Origin of the sequence: Pseudohongiella sp. SYSU M77423, assembly GCF_029911965.1 — a bacterium.
Taxonomy (GTDB): domain Bacteria; phylum Pseudomonadota; class Gammaproteobacteria; order Pseudomonadales; family Pseudohongiellaceae; genus Pseudohongiella.
The window spans coordinates 225,280-250,409 of record NZ_JARYTH010000005.1 but is presented as its reverse complement, the minus strand read 5'-3'; the positions used below and the strand labels follow the sequence as shown (position 1 = coordinate 250,409).

Below are 25,130 nucleotides of genomic sequence, written 5' to 3'. Positions count from 1 at the left end.
GGACAGTTCAGCTAATGAGCCTGCAATGGTGAGCGCATGATGCACAATCAGCGATCGGAACAGCTCGGCTTTACCCTGATTGAGGTGATGGTGGCATTGCTTGTCGTCGGAATCGCGCTGCCGGCGCTGATGTTCCAGTTGGGCGCACAACTGGATGCTACCGACCGGTTTCGCCAGCAAACCATTGCCAGCTGGGTTGCTAAGAATCAGATGTCACATTTACAGCTGGATGCGGCGGCGGGAATCATGTCGACTGCAGCGTTCCGGGAGGGCGAAACTGAACTTGCCGGGCGTCGATGGTCATGGCAGTTGTCGGTGGAAGAGACACCTGTGCCGGGTCTGCTACGCCACCGGCTTGATGTGGCAGCCATGGAGCGGCCTGCCGACACGCTGGCCAGTCTGACCAGCTATCTGTCTGCTGCTCAGGCGATTGGCCCCTCAGCGCTCAGTGGAGATGCCGATGGTCAGGACTGAGGGTGGATTTACGCTGGTCGAACTGCTGATCGCGATGTCAATCACGGTCATGATTGCTGCAGTGTCCTATCAGTTTCTGGACAGCGCGATAGAAGCCCGTGAACGCGGCGATCAACTCATGCAGGAAATAGAGCAGATCGAGCGGTTCTGGCAATTATTGAACGGTGATATCGAGCACATTGCCAATCGCCCATTACCGATGCCGGCCACTGGGGTTGATCCGCTGCAGTCAGTGCTTGGTGACACCGATGAGCGGGTGGTAATGCTGGCAGTGCCACATAATGCGTTTTCTCTGGAAGCACTCAGTGGTCGACAGGGTGCCATGATCTGGTTCAGCAGACACGCCTGGCACAACCCAATGGCGTCTCCGCGATCGGAGCTGCAACGGGTGCTCTACCGCCTGTCACCTGACGGCACGCTGTACCGCGATTCTTGGCAGGAAAGCAATCAGGCGCTGGGCACACCTCCAATGCAGTCCATGCCACTGTTGCAGGCTGTAGAGCAGGTCTCCTGGCGGTTCCTGCCGGTTGGCGTCACTACCCAGGGCTCATCAATCGATGATGCGGGCTGGATATCGGGTTGGCCGCTCGCTGCTGCTGCCGGGGACAACGAAATTCTGCAGCGCCAGCGCCGCTTACCGGCGGCCATCGAAGTCAGTTTGCGCGTTTCGGGTCTGGGTGAGGTGCGCCGGGTGTTTGTGTTGCCGATGGCGTTTTCAGCGGGCGGAGCATCAACGTGAGCGATCAGCATTCAAAAGCTGCAAGCCAGCGTCTTCAGCAGACTGGTAGTGCACTCATACTGGCCATGCTGGTGACTGCCATGGTCGCAGTGCTGGCGACTCAATTTGCTGAGTCCTTCGTACGAAGCGCATCGATGGCGGAGGCAAGATTAATGCAGCAACGATTTGATACCTATCTGCAGGGAGCTGAAACCCTGGCTGCTCAGGTATTGCTTATGGACTCGCAGCGGGCAGGCGACAGGCCTGCAGAGCCGGTTGATCACCTTGGTGAGAGCTGGGCTGCGATGTTGCCCCCCATGCCAACCGACGATGGTTTTCTGCGCGTATTCATTGAGGACGCGCAAGGGCGGTTCAATATCAACAATCTGGTATACAAAACAGAAAATTTTGACGATCTGGGCGCATTGAGCTCAGTTCGTTTCAGTGCTGCACAGCGGCACTTTATACGCATGTTGCAGAGCCTGCCCGAAATGGCTGTCACCGAAGCGCAAGCGGTCGCGATCACCGAGGCTATTGTAGACTGGATCGACGAGGATGACCGAGTTAGTGGCCTGTCAGGCGCCGAGTCACTTTATTACACAGGCGCTGGCACGGTCGCACAGTCTGCGAATCAGCTCATGCATGATGTGAGCGAGCTGGCGATGGTGCGACACATCACGCCGCAGCTTCTGAAGGCATTGCGGCCACGTGTGGTTGCCCTGCCAGTTGCGACATCCATCAATATCAACACGGCATCGGCATCAGTGATGTCAGGCGTCAATGACGAAAACACCCTGACCTTTGCTGAGCAGGCCGTCGTGGACACGTTTTTGGAGCTGCGGGATCAACAGGCCTTTGTGTCTGTCACTGAATTTTTGCAGTCCGCGCAGCAGTCTGGCCTGCAGTCTGATCCCGGACAGTCAGGGGACGCCGCAGGTCAAGTGCCCACATACAGCGTAAGCAGCGAATATTTTCTGGCCTACATACAGGTCACAATCGGTGAGGTTTCCCGTTACCTGACATCACTGATTCATCGTGACGGGAGTGGCGTGACGACGCTGGCGCGCTATCACAACTCCTTTCACGAAAATCCGTTTGAAACACTGGTGAATTGAAAAATGAGTGTATTGATAATCAGGCCGGAATCGACTCCGGGTCATTATCGCTGGCGGCGATACGACCGACGCGCCGGTTGGCTGGCTGCTTCTCAGAAAGGATCACTGCAAACGCTGTGTAAGCAGCACCCTGGTGCTCAGGTCTGGCTGATGCTGGACGGACCACAGTTGGTCATGCGTCGCCTGCCCTACAGACCGGAGGAGAGAAAACATCTCAGTCGACTGATTCCGTTTGAACTGGAGTCAGACATTGCCGGTGATATTCAATCCCTGCATATTGCCATTGGTGCTGTTGAGCCGGAGACCGTCACGCTTGCCTATGTTGACCGGGAGTGGTTTGCAGAGCAGATAGAAGCCCTGGAATCAGCGGGCCTTGAAGTATCACGCTGTTTTGTTACCGGTCAGTTGATAGATGGCGATAACGATGACTGGAAAATACTGGTCACGGACGGAGCTGACGATGGTTGGCTGCCGACACAGCTCAGCGGTCTCGGGCTATCTGTTGATGTCAGTATGCTGCCTCTCGTTGCAGAACGAGTCCAGCGCGAAGCCGTTGCTGGAGCCAGCCCGGCGTTGCACGTGCCGGCGTTGCACGTGTTTGCGAGTTCACAGTCCGAAGCTGACGATATCGTCAGTATGTTGCCAGAGAGCATTCGGGGCGAAGTCCGGACGAGAGTATCCATTGTTAACGAGCCCTGGGATGCATTGACGTTTGAGATGCCGGGCGCCATCGAACTGCGTCAGGGACAGTTTGCGGCGCCGGTACGCTGGCAAAAACTGTGGCGACCGGCGCGGATTCCTGTCATTGCAGCGGCGGCAGCCTTGCTGATTTTTATGTTGTCCAGTTTTATAGAACTGCAGATCAATAACGCTGATTATCGCCGCATACAGCAGCAGGTGGAACAGGTTTACCGGACTGCCGTGCCGCAGGGTGTACTGGTAGATGCTGAGCAACAGCTGCGCAGCCAGTTGGCGCAACTTCGCGGCTCTGGTGCCAGCGCATCGGTGCTGCCACTGCTGGATCAGATCGCGCCGGTGCTTTTGCAGCACGGCGATGTGCGTGTACACCGTGTGAACTTCCTGGCGGCGCGCCAGGAGTTACAACTGGCGTTGACTGCGCAGAGCAATTCCCAGCTGCTCGCCTTTAGCGAAGCACTCGGAAATGCAGGGCTGTCAGCGCAGGCGCGCAATATCAGTCAGGCTGGCAGTCGGCAACAGGCCAATCTGCTTGTCAGCGGGGTAGCGCCATGAAACTGAGAGCATTGCAGGTCAAGTTGATACAGCGCTGGCAGCAATTTACCGGACGTGAGCAATTGTGGCTGCTGGCATGTGGTGCGTCGCTGCTGGTGTACCTGCTTTGGGCTGCCATCGTCCAGCCGCTGAATGCGGCCAGAGAGCTGTCAGAAAGACGGGTCACAGAGGCGCGCCAGCAGGTACTTGCTGTACAGAGTCTCGCGCAGGAGTTGATCGAGTTGCGCGATGAGCGCCAGCTTGGGACCGCGATGGCAAGTCTGCCGCAGTTTCTCGATGATGCGGCAAGCGCAACCGGCCTGCGGGTAAGCACACTGGAACCTGCGATTGATGGTCAGTCGGCCACCATTCGCATGGAGCAGGTGGCCATGAACAATCTGCTGCAGTGGCTGTCAGCAGTCGAGGCGGGTGGCCGTAACCGTGTCGAGAGCATGACCATAGTGCCATCAGCGGCCGCGGGCCTGTCTGTAAACGTCACAGTGAGAGGCCGTTGACGTGACCAGCACTCGCGTTCTATGGCTGGTGGTTCCAATGACGCTGGTATGGATCGTACTGCTTGCACCGGCGACTTTGCTGGTGGGGCCTGCCCAGGTTGCCGGCCTGCAATTGTTCGGTGTTGACGGCACATTGTGGCGGGGCGCAGTGGATCGAGCAATGCTACGGCAGCCACAGGTCGTGCTGGATATCGGCGAGCTGCAATGGCAATGGCTTCCATCCCGACTCATCCAGGGTCAATTGTGTGCAGATGTGCAGTCGCGTGCCCGCCCGATAGCCGGCCAGCTCCAGTCCGTAGACGCCCGCGCCTGCCTGCAAACCAACGGAACTGTGTTGCTGAGCCAGGCCTCCGCGGACATGCCCGCCGCCGTCCTGTGGCGGGAAGAAAGCGTCCGATTGCTGGGCCACCTGGCGCTGCAACTTGTTGAGCCAGTGGCCTTGCAGGCCGGGTCTGCGGTAGCCCGCGCACGTGGGCTCTGGTCGCAGGCTGGCATCACGGTGCTGGGGCAGGGGACGAGGGATCACATTGACGTTGGTGAAGTGGCACTGGACGTTGCTGTTACGATGAACAATGGTCAGGTTTCAGAGGTTCAGCTTCGCCTGTCGCCGATTGGTAATCAATCAATCACATTACCTGAGTGGCTGGCGCTTATGCTGGAACAGGATGAATCTGGCAGTTATCTGTTTAACTGGCAATCCTGATACCTTCCTCTCGCAAGCTTGTGACAAGACGGCTGGCGAAAAGCAGTGCTTCTGGTGTGTCGCCGTGCACACAAAATGTTTCGGCATTCACCGAAAGCCGCTGCCCCGTTACAGTCATCAGGTAACCATGTTTAATGATTGACAGGGCCTGCTTAATCGCGGCATCGGCATCATGAATTAGGGCGTCAGGCTGTGAGCGTGGCACCAGCGTGCCGTCTGTCTGGTAGCGCCGGTCCACAAACGCCTCCGCACGGGTTCTGATGCCAAAAACTCTGGCTGTCTGCAGCAATGCACTTCCCGCCAGTCCCACTACTGTCAGTCTGGTGTCGAACTCCCTTACCCAGTCGCAGAATTTTTCAGCCAGCGCCTGATCAGTGGCCATGTCATTGTAAAGTGCGCCATGTGCTTTGACGTGACAGACGCGAGCACCTTCAGATGAAGCCATGTCGCACAGATATTTCAATTGTCGCAAGATGCTGTCGCGCAGCTCATTTATCGGGATGTCCAGCGAGCGCCTGCCCATGTGTTCCCGGTCCGGATATGAGGGGTGAGCGCCAACGACAACACCAAACTCGACAGCGTTTTGCAGCGCGGCCCGGATACTGTCAGCGTCGCCAGCGTGAGCGCCGCAACTGATATTTGCAGAACTGATCAGCTGCAGCAGCTCTCTGTCATTGGGGGCGCCTTCACCCAGGTCTGCGTTCAGGTCTACCTGCGTTGCCTTCATCTTGCCTGCTTCCGGTACTGTATCTGTTGCCTGAGTATCTGCAGCTCATGCTGCCCGGCGCTATGTAGACCCTGCGCTTCAGCAACGCTTACTTCCGTGAAATAAAGAAGCGTGCCAGGTGTTGCATAAGCAAGCTGGTGGAAGTCGACCTCGATGACGCTGGCAATGACCGGATAGCCTCCGGTTGTCTGGGCGTCGCAGCCTAGCAGAATCGGCTGACCATTGCCTGGCACCTGCAACAGTCCGGGCAGCACTCCGGCTGACAGACGCAAGGTGTCTCCCTGATATCTCAGGGTGGGGCCTGACAAACGTAGCCCGGTGCGGTTGCTGTTGGCCTGCACTCGCCACGGAAACTGCCATAAAGCATTCTGGCTTTGGGGATCGAAATGCTCGTAGTCCAGCCCGCGTATGGCGCGCAGTGACATGGTGATGGCTGGTTGCCGAATGCCTCCGGAAGAAAATTGCTGATTTGCCGCTTCGCCAACGGGCAATCGATCTCCCGCCCGCAGGGCGCGCCCCTGATAACCGCCAAGCTGATTATTCAGATCAGTGCTGCGGGAGTTTAGTGTGGGGGCAACATCAATGCCTCCGGCAATGGCGAGAACAGCGCGTTGTCCGGGAATCTGAGGGCGGTTGAGTAGCAGTCGTGTTCCTGCGGGCCAGCGCATAATGAATCCTGGCGGCAGATAATTTTGCACCACGGTTTGCATATCGGCCTGCAATAGCTGAGCTGACATATCTGCGCCAGACAGAACAATATGCTGGTCCCGATCGCTCTGCAGGACCACGGGTCCAGCAGAAATTTCCAGACCAGCGGCCAGCGGATCATTCTCCAGTAGCAGGTTGGCCCGCAACAGGGCTGGGGCATCCATCATGCCGCAGCGAGGTACACCGAGATGGCGCATGCCGAATCGGCCCTGATCCTGCACGGTCAAAAGTGGCGCTGTGGTGATGACCTCTATCATGCCGGGAGCTCCTCATTGACCGCTACAAATCGAACCCAGTCGCCTGGCTGCAGCAGGCTGGGAAGCTGCTTCTCAGGGTCGAAGAGTTTGATGGAAGTGCGTCCGATGATATGCCAGCCGCCCGGACTCGCCGAGGGGTAAATGCCGGTTGTGGCGCCACCAATGCCAACGGCGCCAGGCATCACGCGGGTTGCCGGATTATCCTTGCGAGGTGTGGCCAGTGCCGGATCCATGCCGCCAAGATACGGGAAGCCCGGCATGAAACCCAGACACAATACAAAGTAGTCTACCGAACAGTGGCGCTGAATGACTTCGCGCGGGGAAAAGCCCGTGATTTCAGCAACCGCCAGCAGGTCAGGGCCATGGTCGCCACCGTAATGCACCGGAATATCATGTCGTTGACCTGCGCTGGCATTGAATTCTAGGTGTTGCCAGAGCTGCTCAGCTTCGCGCAGCACACGACGCGCCGCATGTCCGTCTCGCAGCGCCAGCAAAAGACTGCCTGGCCCCGGTACCGCATCGGTCACTAAGGGGCCAATCTGAAGGTGTGCCTGCAGGGTACTGGCCAGCTGACAGATTCTGGCCTGCAGCTCGACATCAACGCTGTTCAGCGAAGGTTCAGCGAACTGCAGGAGAATAGCACTTTCAGTAACAAAACTGATTCCAGGTTCTGATATGCTCATATCGCTACTTTGCTCACGATGACGGCTCATGGCTAAGGTCTAACTGGTTGATTGCATACGTGAGAATAAGTTCACTGTTATGGATGTCGAAGACTTAGTCAACAGCCAATCGTGACAGGCATGTTTTAGCTGGCAGAACCTGCAACTGGTGACGTTGTAAAAAAGCGACGAATGAAAGGAGTTTCATATGACTTTTCGCAAGGGGATAAGATTCACGGTAATGAGCGCCACACTGGCATTGCTGGCTTTGTCCGCAAATGCACAGCAATCAGTATTACCGCAACTGCCGGAGGGGCAGACGCTGATCAATCTGTCAGTCACAGAGCGGATCAACGTGGCTCAGGACGAGATTGTTGCCGATCTGCGAGTAGAAGTAGAGGACCGCGATGCGAGTGTTGTCCAGAATGCCATCAATGAGCAGATGCGTGAGGGGCTGATCGTGGCGCGTGCCGTGACAGGAGTAGATGCTGCGACAGGTCACTACAGCGTTTATCAGATCAATCGCCAGCCTCAGGGTGGGCGCGCTGATCCGGTCTGGCGCGGTTCCCAGAGCATCACACTGGAGAGCAAAGACCCTCAGACTTTATTGTCGCTGGCGGGTGAGCTGCAGGATATGGGTTTTGTCATGAGTCAGTTGTCCTATCGCCTGAGCACTGAACGTGCGGATGAGGTACGCGATTCATTGATGGAAACCGCCATCGCCAGGGCTCGTGCCAATGCCGAACGCGCGGCGGCAGCGCTGGGCCGTCCTGAGGTAGAGATCGCTTCATTAACCATCGAGACAGGCATGTCATACGCGGCACCGGTGATGATGCGGGCCATGGACACAGGCTCGCGCGAGATGGCAACACCATCTGCGGAGGCAGGCGAGTCCGAGGTTTCGCTGACGGTCAATGTGCAGGCAGTCGCGCGCTGATCATCACAAGCTGACCCCTCGTTACGGGTTTGGGGCACGTCAAAAGTCATTCATCGAGCGCCTGCTCTTGCCTTGCCGTGCCCCCCTGTTTATGCTCCGAAATCAAAGCACAAAAATAAGCAGCGGAGATTTCAGGTATGCAAACCCACAACCCACCGGCGTCGACCCCTTTTTTGCGCAAAAAACTGGCGCTGGCCATGATCATGTCAGGCGTGCTGCTGGCAGCATGTTCCAGTGAGGAGACGACTCCCCCGGTAGAAACCCTGAACGAAACCACAGGCAGTGCGTCCGTTGACCAGATGGCGGCCGATCGACCTGAGGATCTGCGGCCGGTAGATGCCAGCCGTATCATCAATGCGGGGAGCAACACTGCTGACTGGTTAAGTCATGGGCGGACCTATTCAGAGCAGCGTCATAGCCCGCTGGATACCATTAACCGCAGCAATGTCGAACAGCTGGGCCTGGCCTGGGACTTTGAACTGGACACGGATCGCGGCCAGGAAGCCACACCACTGGTCATTGATGGCGTAGTTTATTTCACCTCTGCCTGGAGCAAGGCGTTTGCTGTTGATGCGCGCACTGGTGAGGAAATCTGGCGTTATGACCCTGAGGTACCTGGTGCGAAGGCGGCTGATGCCTGCTGTGACGTTGTCAACCGGGGTCTGGCAGCCTGGGGTGACATGGTATTCCTGGGTGCCCTTGATGGCCGCCTGATTGCGCTGGATCGCGAAACCGGTGCCGAAGTCTGGTCAACCATGACCGTCGATCCGGAGGGTCGCTACACAATCACTGGCGCGCCTCGAGTCGTCGATGGCAAGGTTGTGATTGGCAATGGTGGTGGTGAGCTGGGTGTTCGTGGCTATGTATCTGCATACGATGCGGAATCTGGCGATATGGTATGGCGCTTCTACACGGTGCCCGGTAATCCGGAAGAGGGCTTCGAAAGCGACGCCATGGAAATGGCCGCCGAGACCTGGGCCGGCGAATGGTGGCGAATCGGGGGCGGCGGTACAGTCTGGGATTCCATGGCCTATGATCCAGAATTGGACCTGCTGTATATCGGCGTTGGTAACGGCAGCCCCTGGAATCATCACATCCGTTCCAATGGAGAGGGTGACAACCTGTTCCTGTCATCCATTGTTGCATTGCACGCTGATACCGGTGAGTACGCCTGGCATTTCCAGACCACACCTGCGGAATCCTGGGACTACACAGCAACGCAGCACATGATCCTCGCAGATATCGAAATTGATGGACGCATGCGTCAGGTGATCATGCAGGCGCCCAAAAACGGTTTCTTCTACGTGATTGACCGCACCACTGGTGAATTTATCTCCGGTAACAATTACGTTGAGATTAACTGGGCCAGCGGCCTGGATCCGGTGACCGGACGTCCGATAGAAGCGGAAATCGTGCGCTACGAGCGCGACCCTGCCGTGGTTATCCCCGGTCCCCTGGGTGGTCACAACTGGTACCCGATGTCATACGATCCCAATACTGGTCTGGTCTTCATTCCGAGTCAGAACACTTCCTATGTCTATTCGAACCCGGGTGACTTCGAAGAGCAGGAAGTAGGCTGGAACCTCGGTGTTGGTGGCGTCAATGCGCCACCCGCAAACCCTGAAGATGCGCAGCGAGCCCAGCAGCTACCGGCATCAGCCCTGTTGGCCTGGGATCCTGTTACACAACAGGAGCGCTGGCGCGTCGAATATCCCGTCTATGGAAACAGTGGTCTGTTATCGACAGGTGGCGGCCTGGTCTTCCAGGGCTCTGCAGATGGGCTCTTCCATGCCTATCGCACGGACAATGGTGAACGCCTGTGGTCCTACCCCGTTGGTGATGCCATTCTCGGCGGTGCAGTCACTTATGAACTTGATGGTGAACAATATGTGCTGGCGCTGGCTGGTCAGGGCGGTGCGATGCCATTGACCATGGGGCTGCTGTCTGGCAATTATCCGCGAGAGCGGAATGGTCGCCTGATGGCATTCAAACTGGGTGCTGAGGGCCAGATGCCAGAAATGGCAACGACCGAACGAGTGCCATTAAACCTGGAAGGCATCAGCAGCGATGGCAGTGTTGAGTTGGGTGCGGCCATGTATGGCGCTTACTGCTCTGTGTGTCATGGCCCAATGGCCCTGAGCGCTGGCCCGATTCCTGACCTGCGTTACAGCCCGATGCTGCTGAGCAGTGAAGCCTTCCATGGCATCGTGCTGGAAGGCACGCTGGAAAGCCGTGGCATGCCGAATTTCTCGGCTGACATAGGTGAAGCGCAGGTGGAAGGCATCCGGGCGTTTCTGCTACAGCGCGCCGCAACCGTGGCGGCTGAGTGACACTACTGTGATTCAACTCCTCCCATCGAGCTTCGATGGGAGGAGTACTGAATGTTGATCAATCCAGCAGGTGCTGATTGAACCATTCCAGGCGAGCCCGGTAATCATGTGGGTGCCACCAACCTGATGGGCAAGGCGTTGGGGATCGTCACCCGCTGTATCGTCACAGACCTGATCCACAGAGCCGGCTTCGCCCACAACACGGCCCGCAGCAGTCTGTTTGCCTTGCCCATAAATGTTAACGTTATGTATTAGGTCGGGCGGAAAAACTGGTACTGATTCCGGCCGGCGGCCTTGGCCTGATACATGGCGTGGTCGGCCTTGGTCACCAGTTCCTTGAAATCTAGGCCGTGATCCGGCGCCAGCGCTATGCCCATGGACAGCGCAGGGATCAGGGTCTCGCTGCGGATGGTGACAGGATTGGCGACAGCGCGGCGGACCTTTTCCAGAATAATCTCGACATCCGCGCTTTTGGAAATATCGGATAGCAGGATCAGGAATTCGTCGCCGGCGATGCGGACCAGTCGGTCGGACTTGCGCAGCTGCGAGCTGATGGTCTGGCCCAAATGGCGGAGCAGCTCGTCGCCCAGGTCGTGGCCATGTGAATCGTTGAAGGTCTTGAAGTTGTCGACATCAACAAAGACCAGACCCACACCCGCCGCTTCTCGCTGGGCGTGCTGCAAGAGCTCCTGAAAGTACTGCTCGGCCATCCGTCGGTTCGGCAGCCCGGTCAGATTGTCGTGATTGGCCATGTGCTCGGCCCGCAGTTTCGACTGAGTGACATCGTCCATTTGCACATGCAACGCGGCCAACAGCGCAAGCAGGTCTGAAGCCAGCACGCGAATAATGAAGGCCGCGGCAATCAGAATAACTCCGTAGTCGCCCAGCCAGCGATAGGCAGTGGCGTCTTCCAGGCCGGTTCGCCAGCCGTTTTGGGTGGCATATAGCAGAATTGGCATGTACACCAGCATGGCGATCAGGGCCATGTAAAACGTCCGTTTGCCAATCATGATCATGGCGAACAATAAAATTGCCGGGTAACCCATCAAGGCAGATGAACGCAAACCTGCACCTCCCCACATGGCCTGTGCCACACAGACAAACATGACTATTACGGTCAATGCGGCAGCCGCCTGCGGATAGCCATTACGTAAAAGCAACAGGGCAAGTAACAGAAATATGACAGTAAACAGCAGCGCTGTTACAACAACGGGTCGATTGTCCAGGAAGTTGACCAAGGAGAGGGTGATGATTGCCAACAGCATAACCATGATGCCCTGGCCTATACGTTTGGTGCGGATCTGTCGAATGGGGTCTGAGCGACGTGACGTGTTCAGCGGGTTGGGCAGGTTATTTTTATTCAGCTCTTGCATCCTTTGAGTCCCGGTTCATGCTACAAGCGTGTTGCTACGTTAGGAACTATGCAGTGGATCAACGGAGAAGGCAATCCCCGGTTTTGCCTCCTGCCAAAGTCATGTGGCAAAAATGCCGGAATCAATGACGAATCAGGCTATGACCAGGATTCAGGCACCAACAACAAGCTGGACCGACTGCGATGGACTGATCCCGGTTTGCCAGACACTTCTGGCCTATAATTGGACAGATCTAGGCCTGCGCCACTGTGGCGGCTGAGTAACTCTGCTGTGATTCAGCTCCTCCCATCGAGCGTCGATGGGAGGAGTACTGAACGGTGATCAATCCAGCAAGTGCTGGTTAAACCATACCAGGCGATGATCAATCCAGCAGGTGCTGATTGAACCACTCCAGGCGAGCCATGGCAGCTTCCTGCGCATCGTCGCCACGAAAACCATGCGCGCCGCCTTCGATTGTGATGAACTCACTGACCACGCCCGCTTCCTGCAGCGCCGAGTACATTCGCTCGCTGTGACTGATATTGACCAGTTCGTCGGCATCACCATGGATCAGCAAGACGGGCGGATCGTTTCGGTCTGCAAGCAGCAAGGGTGAGATACCAGCGGCCAGTTCCTGGGGAAAATCCAGGGCCGGGAAGCGGTCGTTCGGACCGGTCATTTGCCGCAGATCCACCGGTGGGAAATAGGCGACCACGGCGGCCACGCCATTGCCTGCCTGCATAATCGGGTCGTCGCTGTCTGCCATGCCATCATCGGCGTCCAGTCCCAGCATCAAGGATAGATGGCCCCCTGCGCTGCCATGATGGACAGCAATCACGGTATAGCCCTCGGCCAGCATGGAGGCAAAGGAAGCCAGGCGATTCTCGGGTTCAGTCCAGCGGGAGAACCATCCACCACTGACCATGTAGACAATCGCCGCGCCATTGGCGTTCTGTTCGGGTTGAAAGACGTCATAAATCAAGGCCATGCCGTCTTTGTGCCCGTATACCACATTCGGGATGATCCGGGCCTGCGCCTGCGCGCCTGCCGACAACATCATCAGGCATGTCAGCAGGCAAGCGGTCATTATTCTTATCGTTTTACACCTCAAAGTTTTTAATTGTTGTGTCAGGTAAACCCATTGTACTCGCCATTGCCTGTCGGCATAGCCCTTTCAGCCTGCCAGGCGTGCAGTCTGTCTGCGGTCAGGGCAAAAGTCTGCGCAGATAATGACCAGTGTGCGAGTGCTGGCTCTCGGCAATCGTTTCCGGCGTGCCCTGTGCGATTATCTCGCCACCACCACTGCCACCTTCCGGCCCCAGGTCAACAATCCAGTCGGCCGTCTTGATGACATCAAGATTGTGCTCAATAACCACAATGGTATTGCCCTGGTCCCGCAGACGATGCAGCACAGTCAGCAGTTGCTGAATATCGTCAAAATGAAGCCCTGTTGTAGGTTCGTCCAGGATATACAAGGTCTGACCGGTATCGCGCTTGGAAAGTTCACGTGCCAGCTTGACGCGCTGCGCTTCGCCGCCGGACAGTGTCGTCGCTGCCTGGCCAAGACGGATGTAGGACAGACCAACATCCATCAGGGTCTGCAGTTTGCGCGCAACGACCGGTACCGGATCAAAAAACTCACGGGCGTCCTCAATGGTCATGTCCAGTACTTCGGCGATATTGCGACCCTTGTATTTCACTTCCAGTGTTTCGCGGTTGTAGCGCTTGCCGTGACAGATGTCACATGCCACATAAACGTCCGGCAGGAAGTGCATTTCGACTTTGACAACACCATCGCCCTGACAGGCTTCGCAGCGTCCACCTTTAACATTGAAACTGAATCGGCCAGGGGTGTAGCCCCGTGAGCGTGCTTCCTGGGTGCCGGCAAACAGCTCGCGAACTGGCGTGAAGATACCGGTGTAGGTCGCCGGGTTGGAACGGGGGGTTCGGCCGATAGGGCTCTGGTCAATATCAACCACCTTGTCCAGTAGGTCCAAACCGCGTATCTCTGCATGCTCGGAGGGTGTCAGGGTGGTGGCACCATTCAGACGCGTTGCAGCGACCGGATAAAGGGTGTTGTTGATCAGTGTTGATTTACCCGAACCAGACACACCCGTGACACAGGTGAACAGACCCAAAGGAATTTCCAGGTTTACGTGTTTAAGGTTGTTGCCACTTGCGCCGATCAGGCTCAGCGTTTTGCCTTTTTTGGGTGTATGCCGACTGTCAGGTATTTCGATGCGGCGTTTATTGGACAGGTACTGGCCGGTAAGCGAGCGCGGTTCGGCGATAATATCGTCAATAGTGCCTTGTGCCACAATTTCACCGCCGTGCACCCCGGCGCCAGGTCCGATGTCAATCAGATGGTCGGCGCTGCGGATGGCATCTTCATCATGTTCGACTACGATGACTGTATTGCCGATGTCACGCAAATGGAACAACGTGTTCAGCAGCCTGTCGTTGTCACGCTGGTGCAGCCCGATGGACGGCTCATCCAGGATGTACATGACTCCGACCAGGCCAGCGCCAATCTGGCTGGCCAGGCGGATTCGCTGCGCTTCGCCACCAGACAGGGTGTCGGCACTTCGACTGAGCGTCAGGTAGTTCAGGCCCACGTCAATAAGAAACTGCAGGCGCAGTTCCAGTTCTTTCAGGATCTTGTCGGCAATGGTCGCACGTGCTCCACTTAATTTGAGCGAGCCAAAATAGTCCCTCGCCTGTGCGATTGTCATGTGTGTAATGTCGGGCAGGGTTGTTCCTTCGATATACACATGGCGAGCATCGGAACACAGCCGTGTGCCTTCGCAATCCGGACAGGCGTGTGAGTTCAGAAAACGCGCCAGGTCATCGCGGACGGCCTGAGATTCGGTTTCCCGGTAGCGACGCTCCATATTGGGCAGAATGCCTTCAAACGCATGGCGCCGGACCATGGTGTCGCCCCGGTCATTGGCAAACCTGAAGTCGATCTGTTTGCCCTTGCTGCCGTAAAGGATCAGGCTTTGATGGGCATCACTCAGCTCGGCAAATGGTGTGTCCACAGCAAATTTATAGTGCTCAGCCAGTGATGTGAGCATCTGGAAATAATAGAAGTTGCGACGATCCCAACCGCGAATTGCGCCTTCTGCCAGCGATAAAGATGTGTCAGTGATAATCCGCTGCGGGTCAAAGAACTGTTTGACACCCAGGCCATCACAGCTGCTGCAGGCACCTGCCGGGTTATTGAACGAGAACATGCGGGGTTCCAGTTCGCTGATGCTGTGGCCGCAGACGGGGCAGGCAAAGCGCGCAGAGAACATGATTTCATCGCGTTCTTCGTCCATGAAAGCGATCGTGACCGTACCGTCACTGAGTTGAATGGCAGTCTCCAGACTTTCTGCCAGACGCTGCTGAATATCATCCCGAATTTTCAGCCGGTCGATGACAGCCTCAATGGTATGTTTCTTGTTTTTCTCAAGCGCTGGCGGATAGTCGAGTTCGGTTACGGTGCCATCGATACGGGCACGGATGAATCCGCTGCTCTGCAGTTCCTTGAAAACGTGCAGATGTTCACCTTTGCGCTCCCTTATCACGGGTGCCAGTACCATGATCTTGCTGCCCTCGGGCAGGGCCAGCAGCTGATCGACCATCTGACTGACGGTTTGCGCCTGCAGCTTCTGATGGTGTTCGGGACAGAATGGTTCGCCGGCACGAGCAAACAGCAGCCGCAGATAGTCGTAGATCTCGGTGATGGTACCGACAGTCGAACGTGGGTTATGAGACGTCGATTTCTGCTCTATGGAAATGGCAGGAGAGAGGCCTTCGATATGATCAATGTCCGGTTTGTCCATCATGGACAGGAACTGCCGGGCATAGGTGGACAGCGATTCCACATAACGGCGCTGGCCCTCGGCATACAGCGTGTCGAATGCCAGCGAGGATTTTCCCGAACCCGACAGCCCGGTGATCACTACCAGTTTGTCCCTGGGGATACTCAGACTGACGTTCTTCAGGTTGTGGGTGCGCGCCCCCCGGATCGTGATTTTATCCATGCTGTTCCTGCTGCTCCCATCGCAATACAACAGCCCATTATGGTCAAATCCCTGTCCCAGCGCAAAGGGCACTGAACGTAAATCTGCTGTCGGCGCAGTCCCAGGAAACATGCTATGCTTAAACCGAACGTAACGAATTTATCTTCAGTCTGACAATAGACGGCAGAAGACGCCAAGGGCACGGGAGGATTAGAAAAGGTGGCAAGTCGCGGCATCAACAAAGTTATTCTGGTAGGCAATGTAGGCAAGGATCCCGAAACCCGCTATATGCCCAGCGGTGGCGCGGTCACCAACCTGACCCTGGCAACTGGCGATACCTGGAAGGATAAAAATACCGGGCAACAGCAGGAACGTACGGAATGGCACCGTATTGTTTTCTTCAACCGTCTCGCAGAAATTGTGAATGAATATGTCCGCAAGGGCAGCAAACTGTATATCGAAGGCAGTCTGCGTACCCGTTCATGGGAGCAGGATGGCATTACCCGCTATGCAACTGAAATTGTTGCCAACGAAATGCAGATGCTGGATTCACGTGGCGCGTCCAGTGGCAGTGACGATCGCTTTGGACAGGACATGAATCAGGATATGCCGTCTCAAAATGCACCGTCGCAACGCAGCGGCGGCCAGGCAGCCCAGGGCAGCTCGCGGCCGGCGGACTTCGATAATTTTGACGACGACATTCCTTTTTGATCCGTTGGGCGGGGAGTGAACTCAGTCGGTGAAGGTCTTAATTCTCGGGGCGGGCAGTGGTATCGGACAGGAGTTGTGCCGACTGTTCGACGAACGCCAGATTCAATGGGTTGCGGCTGATCACAAGAGTGTCAATGTAGATGACCCGGTTGGCGCAGCTCGGGTCATTACCCATGCTGGCGCGGGTCAGGTGATAAACCTGACCGCCTATGCGGCCGGCCGCCAGGATGCTCTGGAGCTGGCCGAAGCAGCACCCGACGATACAGATAAACAGAACCACCAGCTGGCCGACCTGTTATCACAGGTCTGTGATCATCTGCATATACCCATGATTCACCTCTCCACAGCGCAGGTGTTTGGTGGCGACAAGAAGCTGGCATATAACGAGCAGGACACCCCGGCACCGGTAGGTGTTTATGGTGCAGCGGCATTCGCAGGCGAGCAGGCCATCCAGAAAAACCTCAAGCAGCATATTATTATCCGTTCAGGATGGCTGTTCGGCCCGGGGCAGGACCAGGATCTGCGTCGCTGGCTGGATGAGCTGCGTGACGGCGACGGCAATGTCCGGGTGATGCGCCGCAAACTTTCACCAACGCCCATTGAGGACCTGGCGCGAGTCATTCTGGCGGTTGCTCTGCAAGTGGATTGTCATGCCGATGTCTGGGGTGTGTACCATTATGCGGCACTGGAACCGCTGCGTGAAAGTGAGTTCGTCCAGCATCTCGTCAAGTTTGCCGCGCAACATGACGAGCGCGTGTATGCGCTGCTTGACCACCTCAATATCAACCTGGTTCGCGTCGAAACGCCACATATTGCCAATAACACGCTGGCAACCAAGAAGATTTTCGAGACCTTTGGTATCAAGCAGCGACCCTGGCAGGGCAGCCTGCAAAAGCTGATCAAATCCTGGTACAAGGGACAGCCTGCGTAATGGCCAGCTCCGGCGCTTTCATGTCAACGGCCACCCTGAAACCCGTCGGGCAGGTTCGTGACCATATTCTGCAGGTGGCGCGTACTCGCCTAACGCGTGAAACCATACCTTTGTCCGAGGCGCTGGGCCGGATCCTCGCCACGGACGTGATTGCGGCAGTTGATGTTCCGCCGTGGGACAACAGCGCCATGGATGGTTATGCCATACGGGTTGCTGAACTGGCGGATGGCGATGTACTGCCAGTGAGTCAACGAATCACCGCAGGCAGCTCTCCTGTGCCACTGCATCCGGGCACTGCAGCCCGCATTTTTACGGGTGCGCCCGTCCCAGATGGCGCTGACGCTGTGGTCATGCAGGAAAACTGTGAGCAGTCAGGCGTCGAAACCAACACACAGTCTGTTTGCATTCTGCAGGTTCCGCAGGCAGGCGCCAATGTCCGGCGCCGAGGCGCCGACATTCAGAAGGGTGAGTTGTTGTTCGCGGCCGGCTACCGATTGCAGGCAGCCGATCTTGGACTGCTGGCGTCAACAGGGGTATCGCATATCGCAGTTGGTCGAATGCCCAGAGTGGCCATTCTGACAACTGGGGATGAGCTGGTTGCGCCTGGCGAGGAGCTGGCGCCCGGGCAGATCTACAACAGCAATGCAGTGACGCTGCAAGGCCTGCTTAACGGATTGGGTATAGTGCCGCAGCAGGTCAGGCACGTCGCTGACACTCTGGCACAGACTCAGGGCGTGTTACGCGAGCTGGCGCAGACCTGTGACTGTATTATCAGCAGCGGAGGTGTCTCGGCAGGCGAAGAGGATCACGTCCGTCGTGCACTTCAGGAAGAGGGCCAGCTTGATGTCTGGAAGCTGGCTTTAAAGCCAGGCAAACCATTTGCCTTTGGGCATCTTCACGATACGCTGTTCTTTGGCTTGCCGGGTAATCCCGTGTCTTCGTTTGTAACATTCGTTCTGCTGGTACGTCCAGCGCTGTTGGCGTGGATGGGTGCGGCCCGGCCGCTACCAACGTCCTGGCCTGTGCGCGCGGATTTTGAGCGCCCGGTTGCCAGCGAACGTGAGGAGTATCTCCGGGTAACATGTCATGAGAGGGACAGTCAGGTCTGGGTAACACCGCTCGCTGATCAGAGTTCCGGCGTATTGAGCTCAATTCATACAGCTGACGGGTTGGCGATTGTGCCCAGCGGCCAGACGCTGGCAATTGGCGATGCATTGCGATTTATCGCGTTTAGTGACATAGTTTAGACAAGTAATTACCCCCACTGTGAAGTCATCATGCATTACGCGCCCTTCTGTTTTCCGTCGCCTCACGTTTTACGGTCCTTTGCGAAATATGGAAAACAGGGTTTCGTCAGTCTGTTGTTTTTGACTGGAGCGATCGGCTGCACTGTGCAGCAGGCGCAACCGGCTCCACCGGCGCAGGAACCTGTCGTAGAAGTACCTTCTGACGATCTCGACAGTGTCAGCGCAGAAAGGGATGAAGCAGAACAGCAGCGACGAATCGTGGCTGATATTCTGTATAGCGGCATGCGAGCCCTTCGCGCCGACCGACTGCTGACGCCACCCGAGGACAGTGCCTATCGGTATTTCAGTCGCGCACTGGCTCTGGATCCGGGAAATAGTGTGGCGCTGGACGGCATGCAGGATATCGTCCTCCGCTATCTGCAACTTGCCGAGCTGTCATCGCGGCAGGGCCAGTTCGAAAATGCCGAGACCTACCTGCGCCGCGCCGCTCAGGTTGATCCCGGGCATGACGGGATTGTCGCTGCCCGCAACAACCTTGCTGCCGAGAGAGAGCGGACGCACAGCGTTCATACGCTGGATGGCCGCGCTCTATATGCCCGCAATGAGGCAATGGTGAACCAGTTGCAACAACTGGCACGCGTTGTTCACGAGACTCAGGCCTTTGTCTTGATTACAGCACCCAATGATGAACTGGGTCGCTGGATTTACGCACGAATGCAGGACGCCTTGACGGATTACCGTGTTCGCGGTGATATCGAGATTGGTGACCAGGCCACCGTCAGACTGGTCAGGACTGGCAACAGCTGAAGCCAGAAGTTGGTTTCCGCAATTTCGAATTCACTTCATCATACTGTCACACCTCATTGCTAGAGTACTCACCAGAACCGAATGCCAAGGTTGGTCCTGGAGTCGATTCTTTTTGTTCATTCAGATAGACCTTTTTGCTGTAAGTGGAATTCTCCCCGCCTACCACTGCCAGGCTTTTCGGCCCTTACCGAAAAGCCTGTTTTTTTATGCGGAAGAGGAACTACCTTTACATTTTGTGATGCTCTATTTAGGCTTGGCCCTCAATAATGAAAAGACATTGAGGTCATCAGACAGCTATGAGCAAGTCGATCGCCGCGCTATGGCAAAGCCTTTGGACATCCCACCGCCAGACCAAGAATGCGCTGCGAGGCAGGCCACCTGAGGACACTCCACCACAGGCCTATTCCCGCTCACAAATTGTCGGGCTACTGCTTGGACCGCTGCTGTTTATCCTGGTTATGCTGGTTTTTGAGCCACAGGGCCTGAGCTACGAAGCCAAAGCCGTGCTTGGTGTCACCTTGTGGATCGCGACCTGGTGGATAACTGAGGCGATTCCCATACCAGCCACATCGCTGCTACCTATACTGCTACTGCCGATTACGGGTGCCGTGGACAATGCCACGGTTACCTCAGCCTACGGTGATGACATCATCTTTCTGTTCCTGGGTGGTTTTTTTATCGCCACAGCGATGGAGAAGTGGAATCTTCACAAGCGGATGGCGCTGGCCATCATTGCCTACGTGGGTACCAGCACACAGCGCATACTGCTGGGATTTATGCTGGCCACCGCATTTTTGTCCATGTGGGTATCCAACACTGCCTCGGTGATGATGATGGTGCCGATGGCGCTGGCGATCACGGCGCAGGTTGCGCATACCCTGCGCGGCAAGCCGGGGGAAGAAGACATCCCGGTATTTGAAAAGTCACTGATCTTTGGTGTTGGTTATGCCGGAACTATCGGTGGACTGGGCACTCTGATTGGTACGCCGCCCAATATTATTCTGGCCGCCCAGGCGCGCGAGCTGTTTGGCGTTGAGATCAGTTTTGCGGGCTGGATGCTGATTGGTGTACCCATGGTCGTGGCCCTGCTGGTCATCACCTGGCTCTACCTGGGTCGTGTGGCGTTTCGAATGCATATCAAGTCACTGCCTGGCGGGCGTCAACTGATCCAGCAGGAACGCGACGCGCTGGGCATCATCTCTTTTGAAGAGAAGGCGGTGGCAGCGGTGTTTGCGTTTGCTGCCTTCATGTGGATCAGTCGAGGGTTCATCTGGGCCGATCTGGTCCCGGAAATCAGAGATGGCATGATTGCCGTTATGGCCGCAGTACTTTTGTTTGTCATTCCGTCACGTTCCGAGGCGGGGTCACGCGTGCTGATGTGGAAGGACAGCAAAGAAATCCCCTGGGGCATTTTGTTGCTGTTTGGTGGTGGCCTGGCGATAGCGGCAGGTTTTCGCTCGACCGGCCTGTCTGACTGGATGGGCAGTCAATTGACCATTCTTGACGGCGTGCATCTGATGGTGATGATCGCCACGGCGGCGCTGCTGATTCTGTTCCTGACCGAAATCACGTCCAATACAGCCACTGCCACCATGATTCTGCCGGTTGTGGCGAGTCTCGCCCTGGCGCTGAATGTGCATCCATTTGCCTTGATGATTCCGTGTGCCATGGCGGCCAACTGTGCCTTCATGCTACCTGTGGGTACGCCTCCCAATGCCATTATTTTTGCCACGGAAAAGCTGCGTATTGTCGAGATGATGCAGGTGGGTTTTCTGCTCAATCTGATAGCAACCGTGCTGATCACCTTGATGGTGTACTTTGGTGTGCCCCTGCTCTGGGGTATTGATCTCACTACAGTTCCTGCTGCATTCCTTCAGTAAGGCTTTGTTTTAATTTCAATAATCAGCGTTAACGATTTTCGTTAACGCTGATCGACAACCGTTTCGTAACTACCGGCTTCGTGCCACCAGCCTCCGATGCACCTATAGTGCAGCAACCGAAATTTCGCAGATTCAACAAGAACTGTATCGGGAATAATGATATCGACAGTGGCCGGCTTTAACGCCAGGCCGCTGCGCATTCTATTGCTACAAGGGGAAGCAGTTATGAACACCAGGCACGACGCTTACAGGTCCGCTAACGCGTCCACTCAATTGCAGCATGCAGTGTCCAGATCACTGCCCGCTGCAAAGGTCACCAGCACCTTGATCATTTCTGCCTCGCTGATGGCTTCCTGTCAGCTTGCCATGGCCCAGAACAGCGATGACCCGCAGATCCAGGAGATGCTGATCACCGAGCGCAGCATTGAGAACACCCTGCCGCTGGAGCTGGCACGCTATGGCGCTGATCTGGAGATTGTGACCGAGCAGCAGATCCGTAATCACGGTTTTGTGGATGTGGCCCAGGCGCTGGAAATGCTGGTGCCAGGTCTGTCACTGACGACGCAGGCTGGCGCATTCAGCTATGTGAATGTCGCCATGCAGGGTTCACGATCCAGCGATATCCTCTGGACCGTAGATGGCGTGCGGATCAATAACCGTCTGTACAACTCAACCAGTCCTGCCGACACACTTCCGTCCAGCATGATTGAGCGCACCGAAGTGCTGAAGGGCAGTCATGGCCTGATGTACGGTACCCAGGCCATCGCCGGTGTGATCAACGTGGTAACCCGCGGGTTCTCCGGCACACCTGATGGGCAGATAAGTGTAGGCGCGGGCAGTGACGGTCTGATGCGCGTTAACGGCTATGGTCGTGGCGCCATCGGTGACCACAAGTTTGTTGGCTGGGCATCGCGCGATGAAAGCGATGGCTATGAGATCTACGACAACTACCAGCCCGCCTCGCAGTTTCGCAAGCGCGGCTACAAAGTTGACAGCGCCGGTCTGAAATACGGCTACGACTTCACGCCCGATCTGAGTCTGTCAGTGACCGGCATTCATACTGAAGGTCGTATCGACTATCCGAACGTCAGTAATGTCAGTATCAATGACAGAACTGAGAACATTGTCAGTGCCAAACTGGACTGGCTGCCGTCAGAGACAGCCCAGTTCTACCTCAAGAGTTACTACCATACCTGGGATACCGACTATTACACACCAGACAATCCCTCTGATTACTGGGGGTATGAAGACAAGGGCGTGAACGCCGCGGCGGTGTTCAAACCCGAGGGTTTTCTTGAATACCACGTCGGTTATGACTTCCAGACCTACACCGGCCAGGATGATTACCTGCTGATTGCCCGCCAGCGTGAAGACGTGCACGCGGTTTTCACCCAGCTGCGCAGCACCGATGATCTGAGTGAGCACGCGCGTTTCTCTGCCGGGTTCCGTCGTGATGAGACCGGTGGCAACAGCTCCAACACCTGGAATGTGACCGGCGTGTATGAGTTCACGGACACCCTCTATGTAAAGGGCATGACAGGGACGTCCTTCATGTTGCCGAGTGCCGAGAACCTGTATCGTATTCATTGTCCCAGCGGCAGTGGCTGTACCCACGGCAATCCAAACCTGGCGCCAGAGGAAAGTTTTGCCATCAACGCGTCAGTGGGTGGTTTGCTGGCACTGGCAGAGCGCGAAATCGGCTGGCAGGTATCCGTGTGGGACCGCTCGGTGGACAACCTGATCACGCGTGCGCCCATACCGGCTGGCATGCCCAACCGACCGGGCCCCGAGTTCGACAACACCTTCATCAATATTGGCGAGGAGGTCGAAGTTCGCGGCGCCGAACTGTTGCTGAATGGTGAGCTGACCAGCACATTGTCCTACGACCTCAGCTACACCTACAGTCAAGAGGAAGTACGCAACACCGGGCAGCAGATACAGGATCGTCCACCGCGCAGCTACAAGGGTGCGCTGGCCTACAGCGCTCCCAGTGGTCGTTTTGGTGCCAACGTCGCCTTCAAATACATTGGTCGCAAGTCTTCCGATGTGAATGGTTTTGGGCTCCAGTACTATGGTGACAACCACGTGCTCGACATGGGTGCTCACCTGTACCTTGACCGGGATCAGCAACACCGCCTGACCCTGCGACTCGAAAATCTGCTGGATGAGGACTATGCCAGCAGCCTGGGCTCAGCGGTACTGGCCGGCTCCAACCCATCCGAGCGATTCCTATGGCAGCGCCTCGCACCACCACGCACGGTGCACCTGAATTACAGCTATAACTTCTGATAATGCGATATATCCTGATCACACACCGTTACCTGGCAGTTGCCGTAGGCCTCTTAATGAGCCTGTGGTGCCTGTCAGGCTTCGTGATGATGTATCAGGCCTTCCCGGAGCAGACCCTGGCGCAGCGCCTGCAGGGTCTGGCTCCCCTGGACCTGCAGGAATGCTGCGACCTGTCTTCCCTGGCGGCGGTGGATAGCAGTGTGGCACCGCCTTTCCGCATTGAAATGTTACTGGATGATCCGGTGATGCGGACGCCGGCTGCCGTTATCAATCTACGCACGGGCCAGCCCATTACACTGCTAGGTGATGCCGAGCTCATGCAGGTTGCGCGTCTCTGGGCGGAAGGAAACAATCTTCAGGATGCCAACCTGAGCTTGCAGGGTGAGCTGGAGATGGACCAGTGGATTATCCAGTCTGCGCGTCGCAACCGGCCAGTTCACCACGTGTTGATGGGCGATAGAGCCGGTACCGAGATCTACATTAACGGCAGCACAGGCGAGGTGTTTCAGAAAACCACCCGGCGCGAGAGAGTGCTGGCCTGGCTTGGCGTGATACCTCACTGGCTGTACCCGACTGCGCTGCGTCAGAACGGCGCCTTGTGGTCCGAGATTGTCATCTGGACGTCGATTGCGGGTACGTTTCTGACTGCAACCGGACTCTATGTCGGTATCGCCCGCCTGCGAACCCGACGTGCCAGACGTGACGCAGGAGCCCAGCCAAGAAGCCAGATATCCCCGTTCAGGGGGCTCTGGTACTGGCATCACATGCTCGGACTGGTGTTTGGCATTCTGACTCTCACCTGGGTGTTCAGCGGGCTGCTGACCATGAATCCATGGGGTGCTCTTGCAGGTGACGGAAGCTCCTACCGCCAGGATTTTGTGGGAGATGCGTCCTGGCAGCAGGTTCGCAATCTGCTCAGATCGGCAACACAGGCGCAGCAACAGGGCGAGCTACCGCAAAATATGGTTTCCCTGCAGTCAGGTGTTTTTGCAGGAGATTTGCATGCTTTCGTGGGTACCGCTGATGGTGAGCAGTCACTTCGAATTGACGCCACGGCACGACCCGCTGAGCCGCTGACCGAGAGTGTTATTCGACAGCATACTGCAGCTGCCGGAGTGCCGCTGGAGTCACTAAGGCTGCTGACTGAGGAAGACGCGTATTACTACGCGCACAAGAGCCCGATTGAGTTGCCTGTCTTGCGCGCGCAACTGATTGATTCCGATAACACTGCCATTTACATCGGGCCGGAGTCGGCCAGCGTGCGGGTAATGACCGAGACCAGTCGCACTTCGCGCTGGTTGAGGGTGGGTTTGCATCGCCTGGACTTTGCCTTCATGAAGGACAGGCCGCTGTGGGATATCCTCGTGATTATTCTGCTGGCAGGCGTTACCCTGTTATGTCTGACTGGAACCTGGATGAGCTTTCAACGCATTCGCCACGACATGCGATCCGCGCGGCAGCAAAAGCGCCGCGCATTTTAAAATTCCCAGCCGGGTTAGCCGCACCGGGAATTGCAGACTCGCGTGATCC

21 protein-coding genes are annotated in these 25,130 nt (G+C 56.5%); 15 read left to right on the top strand and 6 right to left on the bottom strand.

All coding sequences use genetic code 11. The features are described 5' to 3' along the window. The first annotated feature begins 36 nt into the window (after nucleotides 1-36). Genes gspI through gspN form a run of 6 tightly spaced genes read left to right on the top strand, consistent with a single transcriptional unit; the run spans nucleotide 37 to nucleotide 4,755 of the window. The gene (gene gspI, locus QGM61_RS12630; RefSeq protein ID WP_237134916.1) at nucleotides 37-474 is read left to right on the top strand and encodes a type II secretion system minor pseudopilin GspI; all 438 of its coding nucleotides are present in this window, start codon (nucleotides 37-39) and stop codon (nucleotides 472-474) included. Beyond that, nucleotides 461-1,213 carry a type II secretion system minor pseudopilin GspJ gene (gene gspJ, locus QGM61_RS12625; RefSeq protein ID WP_237134915.1) on the top strand — a complete coding sequence of 251 codons (753 nt, stop codon included), beginning with the start codon at nucleotides 461-463 and terminating at the stop codon, nucleotides 1,211-1,213. Before gspI ends, gspJ begins: the two co-directional genes overlap by 14 nt. Further along, nucleotides 1,210-2,307, top strand: a complete 1,098-nt coding sequence (gspK, locus tag QGM61_RS12620; protein WP_237134914.1) for a type II secretion system minor pseudopilin GspK — start codon at nucleotides 1,210-1,212, stop codon at nucleotides 2,305-2,307. The genes gspJ and gspK overlap by 4 nt, the downstream gene beginning before the upstream one ends. A 3-nt stretch (nucleotides 2,308-2,310) precedes the next feature. Further along, nucleotides 2,311-3,558, top strand: coding sequence for a type II secretion system protein GspL (gene gspL, locus QGM61_RS12615; RefSeq protein ID WP_237134913.1), 1,248 nt, complete (start codon nucleotides 2,311-2,313; stop codon nucleotides 3,556-3,558). Further along, nucleotides 3,555-4,052 (top strand): type II secretion system protein GspM, encoded by a 498-nt coding sequence (gspM, locus tag QGM61_RS12610; protein WP_237134912.1) that lies wholly within the window; start codon nucleotides 3,555-3,557, stop codon nucleotides 4,050-4,052. Before gspL ends, gspM begins: the two co-directional genes overlap by 4 nt. 1 nt (nucleotide 4,053) lies before the next feature. Continuing rightward, nucleotides 4,054-4,755 carry a type II secretion system protein N gene (gene gspN / locus QGM61_RS12605; RefSeq protein ID WP_237134911.1) on the top strand — a complete coding sequence of 234 codons (702 nt, stop codon included), beginning with the start codon at nucleotides 4,054-4,056 and terminating at the stop codon, nucleotides 4,753-4,755. Here gspN and pxpA read toward each other — a convergent pair. The 3 genes from pxpA to pxpB are packed head-to-tail and all read right to left on the bottom strand — an operon-like array spanning nucleotide 4,739 to nucleotide 7,130. Then, on the bottom strand, nucleotides 4,739-5,482 hold the full coding sequence (pxpA, locus tag QGM61_RS12600) for a 5-oxoprolinase subunit PxpA (RefSeq protein ID WP_281133187.1): 744 nt from the start codon (nucleotides 5,480-5,482) through the stop codon (nucleotides 4,739-4,741). The two genes, gspN and pxpA, sit on opposite strands and share 17 nt — an antisense overlap. Then, nucleotides 5,479-6,447 (bottom strand): biotin-dependent carboxyltransferase family protein, encoded by a 969-nt coding sequence (locus tag QGM61_RS12595; protein WP_237134909.1) that lies wholly within the window; start codon nucleotides 6,445-6,447, stop codon nucleotides 5,479-5,481. Before QGM61_RS12595 ends, pxpA begins: the two co-directional genes overlap by 4 nt. Next, entirely contained in the window at nucleotides 6,444-7,130 is a 687-nt protein-coding gene (pxpB, locus tag QGM61_RS12590; protein ID WP_237134908.1) for a 5-oxoprolinase subunit PxpB, read from the bottom strand. Before pxpB ends, QGM61_RS12595 begins: the two co-directional genes overlap by 4 nt. A gap of 187 nt (nucleotides 7,131-7,317) precedes the next feature. On the opposite strand from pxpB, the gene QGM61_RS12585 reads away from it, so the two are divergent. Next, nucleotides 7,318-8,046 (top strand): SIMPL domain-containing protein, encoded by a 729-nt coding sequence (locus QGM61_RS12585; RefSeq protein WP_237134907.1) that lies wholly within the window; start codon nucleotides 7,318-7,320, stop codon nucleotides 8,044-8,046. A gap of 137 nt (nucleotides 8,047-8,183) precedes the next feature. After that, nucleotides 8,184-10,376: a PQQ-dependent dehydrogenase, methanol/ethanol family gene (locus QGM61_RS12580; protein WP_237134906.1), complete on the top strand. Its 2,193-nt coding sequence runs from the start codon at nucleotides 8,184-8,186 to the stop codon at nucleotides 10,374-10,376. A gap of 251 nt (nucleotides 10,377-10,627) precedes the next feature. Here QGM61_RS12580 and QGM61_RS12575 read toward each other — a convergent pair whose 3' ends face one another. The 3 genes from QGM61_RS12575 to uvrA form a co-directional block, all read right to left on the bottom strand. After that, complete coding sequence (locus QGM61_RS12575) at nucleotides 10,628-11,749, bottom strand: GGDEF domain-containing protein (protein ID WP_237134905.1); 1,122 nt, start codon at nucleotides 11,747-11,749, stop codon at nucleotides 10,628-10,630. 361 nt (nucleotides 11,750-12,110) lie between these two features. Next, entirely contained in the window at nucleotides 12,111-12,815 is a 705-nt protein-coding gene (locus tag QGM61_RS12570; RefSeq protein WP_237134904.1) for an alpha/beta hydrolase family protein, read from the bottom strand. A gap of 118 nt (nucleotides 12,816-12,933) precedes the next feature. Next, nucleotides 12,934-15,756 (bottom strand): excinuclease ABC subunit UvrA, encoded by a 2,823-nt coding sequence (uvrA, locus tag QGM61_RS12565; protein WP_237134903.1) that lies wholly within the window; start codon nucleotides 15,754-15,756, stop codon nucleotides 12,934-12,936. A gap of 198 nt (nucleotides 15,757-15,954) precedes the next feature. Between uvrA and ssb the strand changes: the two genes are divergently transcribed. The 7 genes from ssb (at nucleotide 15,955) to QGM61_RS12530 (ending at nucleotide 25,081) form a co-directional block, all read left to right on the top strand. Continuing rightward, complete coding sequence (ssb, locus tag QGM61_RS12560) at nucleotides 15,955-16,446, top strand: single-stranded DNA-binding protein (RefSeq protein WP_237134902.1); 492 nt, start codon at nucleotides 15,955-15,957, stop codon at nucleotides 16,444-16,446. Nucleotides 16,447-16,474: 28 nt separating this feature from the next. Beyond that, nucleotides 16,475-17,377 (top strand): SDR family oxidoreductase, encoded by a 903-nt coding sequence (locus tag QGM61_RS12555; protein WP_237134901.1) that lies wholly within the window; start codon nucleotides 16,475-16,477, stop codon nucleotides 17,375-17,377. Between the two features lie 20 nt (nucleotides 17,378-17,397). Beyond that, complete coding sequence (glp, locus tag QGM61_RS12550) at nucleotides 17,398-18,624, top strand: gephyrin-like molybdotransferase Glp (protein WP_237134900.1); 1,227 nt, start codon at nucleotides 17,398-17,400, stop codon at nucleotides 18,622-18,624. A 144-nt stretch (nucleotides 18,625-18,768) separates the two neighbouring features. After that, nucleotides 18,769-19,431 carry a hypothetical protein gene (locus QGM61_RS12545; protein WP_237134899.1) on the top strand — a complete coding sequence of 221 codons (663 nt, stop codon included), beginning with the start codon at nucleotides 18,769-18,771 and terminating at the stop codon, nucleotides 19,429-19,431. A gap of 296 nt (nucleotides 19,432-19,727) precedes the next feature. Beyond that, on the top strand, nucleotides 19,728-21,311 hold the full coding sequence (locus QGM61_RS12540; RefSeq protein ID WP_237134898.1) for an SLC13 family permease: 1,584 nt from the start codon (nucleotides 19,728-19,730) through the stop codon (nucleotides 21,309-21,311). 225 nt (nucleotides 21,312-21,536) lie between these two features. Continuing rightward, nucleotides 21,537-23,600, top strand: a complete 2,064-nt coding sequence (locus QGM61_RS12535; RefSeq protein WP_281133186.1) for a TonB-dependent receptor plug domain-containing protein — start codon at nucleotides 21,537-21,539, stop codon at nucleotides 23,598-23,600. 2 nt (nucleotides 23,601-23,602) lie between these two features. Continuing rightward, nucleotides 23,603-25,081 carry a PepSY domain-containing protein gene (locus tag QGM61_RS12530; RefSeq protein WP_281133185.1) on the top strand — a complete coding sequence of 493 codons (1,479 nt, stop codon included), beginning with the start codon at nucleotides 23,603-23,605 and terminating at the stop codon, nucleotides 25,079-25,081. Nucleotides 25,082-25,130: the final 49 nt, after the last annotated feature.